The sequence below is a fragment of the Amycolatopsis tucumanensis genome (genome assembly GCF_021654135.1).
GTDB lineage: Bacteria > Actinomycetota > Actinomycetes > Mycobacteriales > Pseudonocardiaceae > Amycolatopsis_E > Amycolatopsis_E tucumanensis.
In genome coordinates, this window is the sequence record NZ_JAKGSD010000001.1 from 499,797 (window position 1) to 512,514 (window position 12,718).

Annotated in this window: 9 protein-coding genes; 3 read left to right on the forward strand and 6 right to left on the reverse strand. The window is 73.5% G+C overall.

The genetic code is table 11. The features are described from left to right. Positions 1–10: 10 nt before the first annotated feature. Positions 11–3,553 carry a methionine synthase gene (metH, locus tag L2C96_RS02610; RefSeq protein WP_020422770.1) on the reverse strand — a complete coding sequence of 1,181 codons (3,543 nt, stop codon included), beginning with the start codon at positions 3,551–3,553 and terminating at the stop codon, positions 11–13. A gap of 50 nt (positions 3,554–3,603) precedes the next feature. Here metH and L2C96_RS02615 point away from each other — a divergent pair, with 50 nt between their 5' ends. Both L2C96_RS02615 and L2C96_RS02620 read left to right on the forward strand, forming a co-directional pair. Continuing rightward, positions 3,604–4,518, forward strand: a complete 915-nt coding sequence (locus tag L2C96_RS02615; protein ID WP_020422769.1) for a PAC2 family protein — start codon at positions 3,604–3,606, stop codon at positions 4,516–4,518. Continuing rightward, entirely contained in the window at positions 4,515–5,642 is a 1,128-nt protein-coding gene (locus L2C96_RS02620; protein ID WP_020422768.1) for an MFS transporter, read from the forward strand. The genes L2C96_RS02615 and L2C96_RS02620 overlap by 4 nt, the downstream gene beginning before the upstream one ends. Here the strand turns inward: L2C96_RS02620 and L2C96_RS02625 are convergent. From L2C96_RS02625 to L2C96_RS02635, 3 genes are all read right to left on the reverse strand, one after another. Continuing rightward, the gene (locus tag L2C96_RS02625; RefSeq protein ID WP_237334957.1) at positions 5,625–6,449 is read right to left on the reverse strand and encodes a metallophosphoesterase family protein; all 825 of its coding nucleotides are present in this window, start codon (positions 6,447–6,449) and stop codon (positions 5,625–5,627) included. The two genes, L2C96_RS02620 and L2C96_RS02625, sit on opposite strands and share 18 nt — an antisense overlap. Next, on the reverse strand, positions 6,389–7,636 hold the full coding sequence (locus tag L2C96_RS02630; RefSeq protein ID WP_237334958.1) for an MFS transporter: 1,248 nt from the start codon (positions 7,634–7,636) through the stop codon (positions 6,389–6,391). Before L2C96_RS02630 ends, L2C96_RS02625 begins: the two co-directional genes overlap by 61 nt. Positions 7,637–8,305: 669 nt before the next feature. Further along, entirely contained in the window at positions 8,306–8,896 is a 591-nt protein-coding gene (locus L2C96_RS02635; RefSeq protein ID WP_020422765.1) for an ArsR/SmtB family transcription factor, read from the reverse strand. Positions 8,897–9,076: 180 nt separating this feature from the next. Between L2C96_RS02635 and L2C96_RS02640 the strand changes: the two genes are divergently transcribed. After that, the gene (locus L2C96_RS02640; protein ID WP_237334959.1) at positions 9,077–10,660 is read left to right on the forward strand and encodes an ABC-F family ATP-binding cassette domain-containing protein; all 1,584 of its coding nucleotides are present in this window, start codon (positions 9,077–9,079) and stop codon (positions 10,658–10,660) included. A 15-nt stretch (positions 10,661–10,675) separates the two neighbouring features. Here L2C96_RS02640 and mshC read toward each other — a convergent pair whose 3' ends face one another. Both mshC and L2C96_RS02650 read right to left on the reverse strand, forming a co-directional pair. Next, complete coding sequence (mshC, locus tag L2C96_RS02645; RefSeq protein WP_237334960.1) at positions 10,676–11,914, reverse strand: cysteine--1-D-myo-inosityl 2-amino-2-deoxy-alpha-D-glucopyranoside ligase; 1,239 nt, start codon at positions 11,912–11,914, stop codon at positions 10,676–10,678. Between the two features lie 57 nt (positions 11,915–11,971). After that, positions 11,972–12,685: a GH25 family lysozyme gene (locus L2C96_RS02650; RefSeq protein WP_237334961.1), complete on the reverse strand. Its 714-nt coding sequence runs from the start codon at positions 12,683–12,685 to the stop codon at positions 11,972–11,974. Positions 12,686–12,718 lie beyond the last annotated feature (33 nt).

Genomic DNA, 12,718 nt, shown 5'->3' on the forward strand with positions numbered 1-12,718 from the left:
CTCCCTCTGCTCAGGTGTTGAAGTACTTGGCCTCGGGGTGGTGGGCCACGATCGCGTCGGTGGACTGCTCGGGGTGCAGCTGGAACTCCTCGGACAGCTTCACGCCGATCCGTTCCGCGTCGAGCAGCTCCACGATGGTCGCGCGGTCCTCCAGGTTCGGGCAGGCGCCGTAGCCGAGGGAGAAGCGGGCGCCACGGTAGCCCAGTTTGAAGAAGTCCTCGACCGAGCGCGGGTCCTCGTCGGCGACCGCGCGGCCGCTGGTGAAGTGCAGCTCCTGCCGGACGCGGCGGTGCCAGTACTCGGCCAGCGCCTCGGTGAGCTGCACGCCGAGGCCGTGGACCTCCAGGTAGTCGCGGTAGGCGTCGTTCGCGAACAGCTCGTTGGCGTAGTCGGCGATCGGCTGCCCCATGGTGACCAGGGTCAGCGGCAGCACGTCGACCTCGCCGGTGGCGCGGGGCCGGAAGAAGTCGGCCAGGCACAGGTAGCGGTCGCGGGTCTGGCGCGGGAACGTGAACCGCGCCCGCTCCGGGGCGTCGGCGTGCGCCTCGGTCAGCACCACCAGGTCGTTGCCCTCGGCCACGGCCGGGAAGTAGCCGTAGACCACGGCGGCGTGCTGCAGGACCCCGTCGGTGGCCAGCCGGTCGAGCCAGTACCGCAGCCGCGGGCGCCCTTCGGTCTCCACCAGCTGCTCGTAGCTGGGTCCCTGCCCGCCGCGGGCGCCGCGCAGGCCCCACTGGCCGAGGAAGGTGGCCCGCTCGTCGAGCAGGGCGGCGTACTCGGCGACCGGGATGCCCTTCACCACCCGGGTGCCCCAGAACGGCGGCACGGGCACGGGAACGTCGGTCGCGACATCGGAACGGGCGGGAATGGGGGCCTCCGGCTCTCGGGCGGACTTGCGGGCTTCGGCGATGCGCAGGGACCGCTCGCGGCGGGCCTTGCGCTCCGCTCTCTTCGCCGCCTCCTCCGCGCTGATCTCCGGCGCCAGCCCCCGCTTGGCCGCCATGATCGTGTCCATCAGCCGCAGGCCTTCGAAGGCGTCCCGCGCGTAGCGGACGTCGCCGTGGTAGAGCTCGGCGAGGTCGTTCTCGACGTAGGTGCGGGTCAGCGCCGCGCCGCCGAGCAGGACCGGCCAGCGCTCGGCGACTCCGCGGGAGTTCATCTCCTCCAGGTTCTCCTTCATGATCACCGTGGACTTCACCAGCAGCCCGGACATGCCGATCGCGTCCGCGCCGTGTTCGTCGGCCGCGTCCAGGATCGCGTTGACCGGCTGCTTGATACCCAAGTTGATCACGTCGTAACCGTTGTTCGACAGGATGATGTCGACCAGGTTCTTGCCGATGTCGTGCACGTCGCCCTTGACCGTGGCCAGGACGATCTTCCCCTTGCCGGAGGAGTCCGTCTTGTCCATGTGCGGCTCGAGGTAGGCCACCGCGGTCTTCATGACCTCGGCGGACTGCAGCACGAACGGCAGCTGCATCTGGCCGGACCCGAACAGCTCGCCGACGGTCTTCATGCCGGACAGCAGGGTGTCGTTGACGATGTCCAGCGCCGGCTTCTCGGCCAGGGCCGCGTCGAGGTCGGCCTCCAGCCCGGTGCGCTCGCCGTCGACGATCCGCCGCTCCAGCCGCTCGAACAGCGGCAACGCGGCCAGCTCCTCGGCGCGCGAGGCCCGGCTGGACGCGGCCGACACGCCCTCGAACAACGACATCAGCTTCTGCAGCGGGTCGTAGCCCTCCCGGCGGCGGTCGTAGACCAGGTCGAGCGCGACCTCCCGCTGCTCGTCCGGGATCCGCGCCATCGGCAGGATCTTCGACGCGTGCACGATCGCCGTGGTCAGCCCGGCTTCGACGCACTCGTGCAGGAAGACCGAGTTCAGCACCTGGCGCGCGGCGGCGTTGAGCCCGAAGGAGACGTTGGAGATGCCCAGCGTCGTCTGCACCTCCGGGTAGCGGCGCTTGAGCTCGCGGATCGCCTCGATCGTCTCCAGAGCGTCGCGCCGGGTCTCCTCCTGGCCCGTGGTGATCGGGAAGGTGAGGCAGTCGACGATGATGTCGGAGACCCGCATGCCCCAGTTGGTCACCAGGTCCTCGATCGTGCGGGTGGCGACGCGGACCTTCCACTCGGCGGTGCGGGCCTGGCCCTCCTCGTCGATGCACATCACCACGACCGCGGCGCCGTGCTCGGACACCAGCCGCATGATCTTCTGGAAGCGCGAGTCCGGGCCGTCGCCGTCCTCGTAGTTGACGCTGTTGACCACGCACCGCCCGCCCAGCCGCTCCAGCCCGGCCTGCAGCACCGCGGGCTCGGTGGAGTCGAGCATGATCGGCAGCGTGGACGCCGTCGCCAGCCGCCCGGCCAGCTCGGCCATGTCCGCCGCGCCGTCCCGGCCCACGTAGTCCACGCACAGGTCCAGCAGGTGCGCGCCGTCGCGGGTCTGCTCGCGCGCGATCTCCACGCAGTCCTCGTAGCGGCCTTCGAGCATGGCCTCGCGGAACTTCTTGGAGCCGTTGGCGTTGGTGCGCTCCCCCACCATCAGCACCGAGGCGTCCTGCTCGAACGGCACCGCCTGGTACAGCGAGGACACGCCCGGCTCGTGCCGCGGCCGTCGGGGCGCGCGCTCGGCGTCCCGCACCGCCTCGGCGAGCTGCCGGATGTGCTCGCCGGTGGTGCCGCAGCAGCCGCCGACCAGGCCGACGCCGAACTCGCGCACGAACCCCGACAACGCCTCGGCCAGCCCTTCCGGCGACAGCGGGTAGACCGCGCCGTCCGGGCCCAGCTCGGGCAGGCCGGCGTTGGGCATCACCGACAGCGGCACCCGCGCCGACTTCGACAGCGTCCGCAGGTGCTCGCTCATCTCGGCGGGGCCGGTCGCGCAGTTCAGCCCGATCACGTCGATGCCCAGCGGCTCCAGCGCGGCCAGCGCGGCGGCGACCTCGGTGCCCAGCAGCATGGTGCCGGTCGTCTCCACCGTGATCGAGGCGATCACCGGCACCTCGCGGCCCGCCCCGCGCATCGCCCGGCGCGCGCCCAGGATCGCGGCCTTGGTCTGCAGCAGGTCCTGCGAGGTCTCCACCAGCACCGCGTCCACCCCGCCGTGCAGCAGGCCGGTGACCTGCTCGGCGTAGGCGTCCCGCAGCCGCGCGTACGGCGCGTGGCCGAGCGTGGGCAGCTTGGTGCCCGGGCCGACCGAGCCCAGCACGAAGCGCGGGCGGTCCGGCGTCGCGTGCTCGTCGGCGGTCTCCCGCGCCAGCCGCGCCCCCGCCTCGGCCAGCTCGGCGATGCGGTCGGCGATCCCGTACTCCCCCAGGTTCGCCAGGTTCGCGCCGAAGGTGTTCGTCTCCACCGCGTCCGCGCCTGCCTCCAGGTAGGTGCGGTGGATGCCCCGCACCACGTCCGGGCGGGTCACGTTCAGGATCTCGTTGCAGCCTTCCAGGCCCGCGAAGTCGTCCAGGGACAGCTCGTGCGCCTGCAGCGCCGTGCCCATCGCCCCGTCCGCCACGACCACACGGGCGGCGAGGGCGTCCAGCAGCGGTGACGAGAAACGACCGGACATGACACCAGGCTACGGTCTCGTCACCGCCCGCCGGGTCGTAGGCTGGGTGGGTGAGTGACCCAGCCGACGCGATCCCACAGCCCGAGACCCCGGACCCGGAGGACACCACGGCCAGGGACCGGGTGATGATCCTGGCCTTCGAAGGCTGGAACGACGCAGGTGACGCGGCCAGCACGGCCCTGGAGCACCTCCAGCTGAGCTGGGACGCCAAGCCGCTCGCCGAGCTCGAGCCGGACGACTACTACGACTTCCAGGTCAGCCGCCCGACGGTGCGGATGGTGGACGGCGTCACCCGCAGGGTGGAATGGCCGACCACGCGGCTGGCGATCTGCCACCCGCCCGGCTACGACCAGGACATCGTGCTGGTGACCGGCCCCGAGCCGAACATGCGGTGGCGCGCCTTCTGCCGTGAGCTGCTCGACCACATCGAGGAGCTGGGGGTGACCACCGTCGTCACGCTCGGCGCCCTGCTGGCCGACACCGCCCACACCCGCCCGGTCCCGGTCACCGGCACCGCCTACGACCCGGAGGCCGCGGCCCGGTTCGGGCTGGAGCGCAGCCGCTACCAGGGCCCGACGGGCATCGTGGGCATCCTGCAGGACGCGTGCGTGCAGGCGGGCATCCCGGCGATTTCCATCTGGGCCGCGGTGCCGCACTACGTGTCCCACCCGCCCTCGCCGAAGGCGACGCTGGCGCTGCTGCACAAGCTCGAGGACGTCCTGGACGTCGAGGTGCCGCTGGGCGCGCTGCCCGAGCAGGCCGAGGAGTGGCAGCAGACGGTCAGCGAGATGGCCGAGGAGGACGAGGAGATCGCCGAGTACGTCCGGTCCCTGGAGGAGCGCGGCGACGCGGAGACCGCGATCACCCTGGAGGAGTCGAGCGGCGAGAAGATCGCCGCCGAGTTCGAGCGTTACCTGCGGCGGCGTCGTCCGGGCGCGGAGGGACCGGGACCGGCAGGCCGGTGAGCGGGCGGCCCGCCCGCGCCGCGCTCTACGTCGGTGGCCTCCTCGGCCCGTTCGGGGGCGGGGTGGTGTCGTCGATGCTGCCGGAGCTGTCGGCCAGCTTCGGCGTGTCACCGGGCACCGCGGCGTCCTCGCTGACCGCCTACCTGCTGCCGTTCGCGCTGGTCATGCTCGTGTCCGGGACCTACGGCGCGCGCTGGGGACCGGTGCGCACGATCCGGATCGCCTACGCCGGCTACGTGCTGGCGGCGGCGCTGGCCGCGCTCGTGCCGTGGTTCTGGCTGTTCCAGGTCACCCGCGGGCTGCAGGGCGTGGCCAACGCGTTCACCACGCCGCTGCTGCTGACCAAGCTCGCCGCGATCACCCCGGCGGACCGGCTCGGCCGGGCGCTCGGCACGTTCGGGGCGATGCAGGCGCTCGGGCAGACGTCCGCGCCCCTGATCGGCGGGCTGGCCGCGGAGGCCGACTGGCGGTGGGCGTTCGCCGGGATCGCGCTGGTCGCGCTGGCGCTGGCGGCGAGCCCGCTGCCGCCCGACGACCGGGCCGGCGAGCCCGGGTCGCGGCTGCGGGACGCGTGGCGGCCGGTGGTGCTGTGGGCCGGTGGTGTGGTGTTCCTGGCCTGGGCGTGCCTGGCCGGGCTGCCGTTCCTGGTCGCGTTCCGGGTCGACGACCTGTTCGCGCTGACGCCCGGGGTGCGGGGCCTGGTGCTGACCGCCTACGGGATCGCCGGGTTCCTGGCCGCGCGGCTGGTCGGCGCCGCCTCGGACCGGTTCGGGCCGCGGGTGGCGCTGGCCGCCGGGCTGCTGCTGGGCGCGGCGGCGATGGCCTCGATCGGGCTGTTCCCGTCGCTGCCGGCGGTGACGATCGCGTGGGCCGTCGGCGGGGTGTGCGGGCAGCTGGTGCTGGTCGGGATCAACGCGACGGTGCTCGGCGGGGAGGGCAACGGGCGCAGCGGCGCGATCTCGGTGGTCACCGCGCTGCGGTTCCTCGGGATGTCGGCCTCCCCCGCGGTGTTCACCGGGCTCTACCACGCCAGCCCGGCGCTGAGCTTCCTCGTCGCGGCCGGGGTGCTGGCGGCGGCGGTGCCGCTGCTGGCGTTGCGGCCGAAGTCAGAGGATGCGGCGTAGCGGGACCGGGCCGCGGGCACGCTTGCGCCACTCGCGCGGGTAGCCCAGCGACACCTCTTCGAAGCGGACGCCGTCGGCCCAGGTGGTGCGCGGGATGTGCAGGTGCCCGAACACGGCGACCTCGGCGCGGCAGCGCAGGTGCCAGTCCTCGGTGCGGGTGGTGCCGCACCACAGCGCGAACTCCGGCCAGCGCAGGGGCGCGGTGGGGTGGCGGTGCAGCGGCCAGTGCGACATCAGGACGGTGCCGTGGTCGGCGGGGACGGCGTCCAGGCGCTGCTCGCTGAACTTGAGGCGGTCGGCGCACCAGTCCTGGCGGGTGGGGAACGGGTCGGGGTGCAGGTAGAACTCGTCGGTGCACACCACGCCGGCCTCGCGGGCCTGGTCGAGCGCCTCGGCGAGGGAGGCGTCCTCGGCCTGCGGGGTGCGCCAGCTGTAGTCGTAGAGCAGGAACAGCGGGGCGATGGTGAGCGGCCGGTCCGCGTGGGGCCAGACCAGGTACTCGTCCTCCGGGGTGCGGACGCCGATCTCGCGGCAGCGCTCGACGAGGTGCCGGTAGCGGGCCTCGCCGCGCAGGTCGTTGCCGTCGCGCGGGACGGTCCACAGTTCGTGGTTGCCCGGGACCCACACCACCTCGGCGAAGCGCTCCTTGAGGGTCGCCAGCGTGGCGGTGATCGCGTCGATCTTCTCGGCGACGTCGCCGGCCACCAGGAGCCAGTCCTCCGGCGAGTCCGGGCGGACTTCGTCGATCAGCGGCGCGTTGCCGTTGTGGGTGACGTGGAGGTCGCTGGTGGCGTAGAGGTGGGGCACGGGTCCACCGTAGTCATCCGCCGCACCAGCCAGAGCACCCCGAGCGCGCCCGCGACGAGGTTGAGGGCGGCCTGGAAGTTCAGCAGCGGGGTCAGGCCGAGCGGGCCGACGAGCGCGCCGGCGCCGAGCATGCCGGCGACCTGGGCCAGTGCCTGCACGGCGAAGCCGGTGCTGAGCACGCGGCCGGTGCTGCCGGGCGGGCTGACGGTCTGGACGACCGACAGCAGCCCGGCGTTGAGCACGACGACCGGGACGCCGACGGCGATGAACAGTCCGATGTAGACGCCGAACGCGCTGGTCAGCGCCGGGGCGTTCCAGATGACGGCGGCGGTGAGTCCGAACGCGACGGTGCCCCAGCTGAGCAGCCGCGCGGGGGCGGCGTTGCGGGCGACGGTGGCGATGGCGAGGCCCGCGGCGAGCCCGCCGATGGCCTGGACACCGCGCAACAGCCCGGTTTCGGCTTCGCCCTGGCCGAGCGGGCCGCTGACGAACAGGACGAACAGGACGACGAACATCCCCTGCCCGGCGGACATCAGGGTGGTCATGAAGATCACCAGGCGGAGCCGGTGGTCGCGGCGGATGTCGGCGAGCCCGTCGAGCCAGGCCCGGACCACTGGGGCCCGGTGGGCGGGCCGGGGTTCGGCGAAGCGGGGCGCGAGGAAGCCGATCGCGGCCAGGAGGGCGGCGCCGTAGGCGACGACGACGGCGCCGAGGCCGGCGAAGCCGAGCAGCACCCCGCCGAGCGCGCTGCCCCCGAGGCGGGCGACGCAGGTGCCGACGCCGAGCGCCCCGTTGGCGGCGGTGGTCTGCCCGGGAGCCAGCACGGGGACGAGCGCGCTGCGGGCGGGCTCGAACACCGCCGCGAGACCGGACTGCAGAGCCATGACGAGGTAGATCACCGGAAGGCTGCTGCCGAGCAGCGGCACCGCGACGACCACTTGGCCCGCGCACACCGCGGCGAGCAGGGCGCGCCGGTTCCAGCGATCGGCGAGCACCCCGGCGACCGGACTGAGCACGACGGCGGGCAGCACGCCGGCGACCATGGTGGCGGCGGTCGCCGCGGGCGAGCCGGTGAGCGCGAAGATGTGCAGCGGCAGCGCGACCTGCAGCATCCACTCCGCGGTCTCGGCGAACATGCCGGCGGCCCAGAGCCGCGCGAAGGCGGGGGTTCTCAGTGGGCTGGGCATGGTCGCTCCTCCCCCGTGTGCTGAGCGGCGATCGGCGGATCTGCTGTACGCGCGGTGCGGGATGGCGGGCGCGGATTGCGGGACGGCGCCCGTCCGCCGCGGGACGGTGGCTGCGCCACGCGGGATGCTGCTCGCGCGCGGCGGGACGCTGGGCGCGCCAGGCGGGATGCTGCCCGCCCGTGGCGGGACGGCGGGGGTGCCACGCGGGATGCTGCCCGCCCGTGGCGGGACGGTGGCTGCGCCAGGCGGGATGCTGCCCGCCCACCGCGAGACGGCGGGCGCGCCACGCGGGGCACTGCCCGCCCGTGGCGAGACGGCTGGCGCACCCTCGAGAGCTCGCCGCCCAATGGCCGGGCCGCGTTGGCGGCACATCTGTGCGCCTTCGGCGCCGCGGCGCCGGGGTTGATTGCTTCGCCGGTCGCCCTGCTGGCCGCTTGCCGCGGCGGGACCAGCCGCCGCGCAGCGGCCACCCACCTCCGCGGCATCGACACCCCGGCCTCGGGCTTGGGCTCCCCTGGTCCGCTGCTCACCGGGCGAACCGCTCCCCACCGTGCGGCCAGCCGCCAACGTGCTTGTCCGCATCTGGTGCCGCGGCGGGCACGCTCCCCCTCCCCGCTCGTCCGGCCCTCGGCGCGTAGGCGGGACCCACGCCACACGCACGACCCGGCGCTACTCACTCGGCTTCCCGTTCGCCTCGACGCGGGGGTACGCCCGCCAGCTCGCCTGGACCGGCCGCGCCTCCGCCGGCGCCTCCGTCCGGATGGTCGCCACGTAGGGCCGCACCAGCGCGTCGATCGCCTCGGTCAGCGCCGCCAGCTCGGCCGGCGTCGCCCGCAGGGCGTAGGTGTTGATCGCCGATGCCTCCTGCCACTCGCGGTCGAACGAGCCGATCGTGTCCAGGAACCGCTGCGCCAGCACGCCGTCCTCGGCGATCCGCGCCCCTGCCGCGGCCAGCTGCGCCGTCCGCACCGCCGGGTCGGTCGCAAACTCGCCGAAGTCGAGCCCCACCGGCGTGGCCCGCCACGGCCGTTCCCGCCCGTCGGCCGCCTCGACGCGCTCCACCAGCCCCCACTGCGCCAGTTGCCGCAGGTGCCAGCTGCAGTTCGAGGCCGTCGAGTCCACCGCCTCCGCGCACTCGGTCGCGGTCCGCGGCCCGACGGCCATCAGGTAGCTCAGCAGCTCCGACCGCAGCGGGTGCGCCAGCGCCCGCATCAGCTCCGCGTCCCGGACCCGCCGTCGCGGCGGCAGCTCGGCGGCCATCGGCACTCCTAACGTGAAAGAGTCCTTTCGAAAGGACTCTTTCACATCTGGGGCCGGAAAACAAGTTGCCCTCCCGCGCTAGCCTGGAAGCGCCATGAAGAACTGACATCCCGACCGACCCGCGTCCGAGGCCAGGTGGCCCGGCGGGTTCCGCCATCGCACTCCGGCCGGTGATGTCCCATGTCTTTGCGCGTTCACGAGCTGTCCTTCGCCTACGGCTACCGCGTCCTGTTCGACCGCTTCGACTTCGCCGCCGACCCCGGCCAGCGGGTCGGCCTGGTCGGCGAGAACGGGGCGGGCAAGTCCACGCTGCTGAAACTCCTGGCGGGCGCCGAGATCCCGCACGGCGGCACCGTCCACACCGGACCCGACGTGGGATTCCTGCACCAGGAACTCGCCTACCCCGCCCACACCCCGCTCCCGGCGGTCGTCGAGGACGCGCTGGCCGGCATCCGCCGCGCGGCGCGGCGCCTGGACCGGCTCGCCGAGGCGGTCTCGGCCGATCCGTCGGAGGCGGTCCTCGCCGAGTACGGCGAGGCCCTGGAATGGGCCCAGGCACACGACATCTGGGGCGCCGACCGCCGCGCCGCGGTCGTCCTGGACGGCCTCGGGCTCGGCGGGATCGACCGGCCGGTCGGCGAGCTGTCCGGCGGCCAGCGGTCCCGGCTCGGGCTGGCCGCGCTGCTCATCCGGCAGCCGGCCACGCTGCTGCTCGACGAGCCGACCAACCACCTCGACGACCCGGCGATGGAGTTCCTGGAACGCCACCTCACCCGGCTGTCCGGGACGGTGGTGCTCGCCTCGCACGACCGGGTCTTCCTGGACGCGGTGTGCACGGCGATCGTCGACCTCGATCCCGCACTGGGCGGGCCGGCTCGCTACGGCGGCGCCTACCGCGACTACCTGGCGCACAAGCGCACCGAACGCGCCCGCTGGGAGCAGCGCCACGCCGAGGAGCAGGCCGAGCTGCGGCGGCTGACGGAATCGGTCGCGGTCACCGCGCGCGCCGTCGCCCACGACCGGCCGCCGAGGGACAACGCGAAGATGCTGTACGACTTCAAAACCGGCCGGGTGCAGAAGCAGATCTCCCGGCGGGTCCGCAACGCGCAGCAGCGGCTCGACGAGCTCACCGCCAACCAGGTGCGCAAGCCCCCGCCGCCGCTGCGGTTCGCGGGCGCGCTCACCGCACCGGCCGGCGAGGACGAACTGATCCTCTCCGCCCGCGGGATCCACGTGCCGGGACGGCTGGAACTGTCCGAACTGGACGTCACGGCGTCGGCGCGGCTCCTGGTCACCGGCGGCAACGGCGCGGGCAAGTCGACGCTGCTCACCGTGCTCGCCGGCGGGCTGGCGCCGCAGGCGGTGCGACGCCGGAAGGGCCTGCGCACCGGGATGCTCGCGCAGGACGTGACCCTGCCCGACCCGGCGCGGACGCCGCGCGGGCTCTACGCCGAGGCGGCCGGCCCGGACTCCCCCGCGCTGGCCGATCTCGGCCTGGTCGCGCCGCGGGACCTCGACCGGCCGGCCGGGCTGCTGTCGGTCGGGCAGCGGCGACGGCTCGCGCTGGCGATCCTGATCGCCCGGCCACCGGACCTGCTGCTGCTCGACGAGCCGACGAACCACATCTCGCTCACGCTCGCCGAGGAGCTGTTCTACGCGCTGGGCTCCGCGCCCGGCGCCGTCGTCCTCGCCAGCCACGACCGGTGGCTGCGCCGGGAGTGGGACGGTGCGACCCTGCGGCTGGAGCAGGGCCGCACCGTATAGGTCGTTATACGCCGATCAGAGCTCGACGCCCAGCAGCGCGTCGACGGCGACGCGGATCAGGCCGGGCGCGCCGGTGTCGCGCCCGCCCTGCCGCAGCGCCTCGTCGGCCCACGCGTCGATCGCCCGCATCGCGTTGACCGTGTCGAGGTCGTCGGCCAGGTGGTCGCGCAGGCGGGCGACGGTGTCGTCGGCCTCCGGCCCGGCAGGCAGCGCCACGGCCTCCCGCCAGCGCGCCAGCCGCTGCTGGGCGGTGGTGAGCAGGTCGTCGGTCCACGACCGGTCGCTGCGGTAGTGGCCGGCGAACAGGGCGAGGCGGATCGCGTTCGGGTCCACGCCGTCGGCGCGCAGCCGCGACACGAACACGAGGTTGCCGCGCGACTTGGACATCTTCTCGCCGTCCAGGCCGATCATGCCGCTGTGCACGTAGTGGCGGGCGAACGGGTGCTCGCCGGACAGCGCCTCGGCGTGCGCGGCGCTGTACTCGTGGTGCGGGAAGATCAGGTCGGAGCCGCCGCCCTGCACGTCGAAGCCCATGCCGAGCCGGTTGACCGCGATCGCGCTGCACTCGATGTGCCAGCCGGGGCGGCCGGGACCGAGCTCGGACTCCCAGGACGGCTCACCCGGCCGGGCGGCGCGCCACAGCAGCGCGTCCAGCGGGTCGCGCTTGCCGGGGCGGTCCGGGTCGCCGCCGCGCTCGGCGAAGAACTTCGCCATGGTCTCGCCGTCGTAGTTCGACTCGTAGCCGAAGCGGCCGGTGGCCGAGCGGTCGAAGTAGACGTCCGGGTACTCCGGGTCGTCGGCCCGGTAGGCCGCGCCGTGCGCGAGCAGCTTCGAAATGACCTCGACGATCTCCGGGATGCTCTCCACCGCGCCGACGAACTGCTTCGGCGGCAGCACCCGCAGCGCCTCCATGTCCTCGCGGAACAGGGCGGTCTCCCGCAGGCCCAGGACCACCCAGTCGTCCTGGTCCCGCTCGGCGCGCTCCAGCAGCGGGTCGTCGATGTCGGTCACGTTCTGCACGTAGTGCACCGTGTGCCCGCTGTCCCGCCACACCCGGTTGACCAGGTCGAACGCGAGGTAGGTCGCCGCGTGACCGAGGTGCGTGGCGTCGTACGGGGTGATGCCGCAGACGTACATGCGCGCGGTCTTGCCCGGCGTGGTGGGGCGCACCTGCCCGGTGGCCGTGTCGTACAGCCGCAGCGCGCGTGGCGTGCCCGGCACGTAGGGCAGGGGTACCGAGGACCAAGTCTTCATACCCCAACCCTAGGTGGCGTTCCGGTGAACCGTCCCGCCCGGTGGGAACGTTTCGCGTCACGAAGCGGTCAGCGACCGCAGTTCGTCGACGGTGCCGAAGAACGTGTCCTGGTTGCCCGGTAGCGGGCCGGCCACCGCGGACTGCCAGAACTTCGCGGTCCAGCCACCGGGCACCTCGCCCATCGTGGTGTTGTAGCGGGCCAGCCAGAGGACGTGGTCGGCGGCGAACGCGGTGCTGTCCGCCGTGCACGCCTTCCACCACCGGTTCGTCGTGTAGATGATCGGGGTGTGCCCGGTGCGCCGCTTCAGCTCGGTGCTGAAGTCGCGGATCCAGGCGACCATGTCCGCGGGCGACTTCGCGTAGCAGGCCGGCGTGTTCGGCGTGTCCTCCAGGTCCAGCGTCGGCGGCAGGGTCATGCCGTCGGCGAACCACTTGCCGTCGTGGGTGTGCAGGTACGCGGCCTGCTCGGCGCCGCCCGTCTTGTCCGGGCGCGCGTAGTGGTAGGCCGACCGGTACAGCCCCGCCGCCTTCGCGCCGCGGAACTGCGCCAGGAAGTTCGGGTTCACGTAGCCGACGCCCGCGGTGTCCTTCACGAACACGAACCGCGCGCCCGCCGCCCTGGCCGCGGTGAAGTCGGGCACACCCTGCGAGGCGCTGATGTCGAACCCGGCGACCGGCGCCGCGGGCTGCGCGGAGGCCACTGCGGGCGCGAAGCCGGCCACGAGGGCCGTCACCACCGCCACCATCCGGAAGATCGTTTTCGCTGCCACGTCCCGGACCGTAGATCCACTTCCGGGTCATCG

What these genes read in the sequence shown, in the direction of transcription:
- L2C96_RS02640 (WP_237334959.1), top strand. Translation starts at nt 9,077, where the DNA reads ATGTCTTTGCGCGTTCACGAGCTGTCCTTCGCCTACGGCTACCGCGTC.
- L2C96_RS02630 (WP_237334958.1), bottom strand. Translation starts at nt 7,636, where the DNA reads ATGCCCAGCCCACTGAGAACCCCCGCCTTCGCGCGGCTCTGGGCCGCC.
- mshC (WP_237334960.1), bottom strand. Translation starts at nt 11,914, where the DNA reads ATGAAGACTTGGTCCTCGGTACCCCTGCCCTACGTGCCGGGCACGCCA.
- metH (WP_020422770.1), bottom strand. Translation starts at nt 3,553, where the DNA reads ATGTCCGGTCGTTTCTCGTCACCGCTGCTGGACGCCCTCGCCGCCCGT.
- L2C96_RS02635 (WP_020422765.1), bottom strand. Translation starts at nt 8,896, where the DNA reads ATGGCCGCCGAGCTGCCGCCGCGACGGCGGGTCCGGGACGCGGAGCTG.